The sequence below is a fragment of the Luteimonas aquatica genome (assembly GCF_022662575.1).
Lineage (GTDB): Bacteria > Pseudomonadota > Gammaproteobacteria > Xanthomonadales > Xanthomonadaceae > Luteimonas > Luteimonas aquatica.
Window position 1 is genome coordinate 1 of the sequence record NZ_JALBFU010000047.1, and the last position, 379, is coordinate 379.

Sequence of the window (379 nt, forward strand, 5' to 3'; positions counted from 1 at the left end):
CAGGCGGTTGCGGGCGTCGTAGGTGCGGTCGACGCGGCGGGCCGCCACGGCGGTCGCGTTCTTGTCCAGGCATGCGCCGGTCGGCGACCAGGCCTGTCCGCCCGCCGTCCAGGCCAGGTTGCCGGCAGCGTCGTAGCCCATGGCCGTGGTGTTGGTCTCGACCTCCGAGCTCTTGCACAGCTGCTGGTTGGCGTCGTAGGCGAAGTAGCGCACCAGGGCGACGGAGCTGTCGGCATTGCGTCGCCGGATGAAGGACGGCTTGCCGTAGGCGTCGCGGGCGATGTCGGTAAACGCCCCTTCCGGATTGGTGATCGCCACGGGAAGATCGGTGACCGGCTGGTCCCAGGCCATGTAGCTGGTGGTGGTCTTCTGGCCGCGC

1 pseudogene is annotated in these 379 nt (G+C 69.4%); it reads right to left on the minus strand.

The window, feature by feature from the left end:
- Positions 1-379: pseudogene (locus tag MD221_RS17455) on the minus strand (RHS repeat protein); the annotation flags it as partial.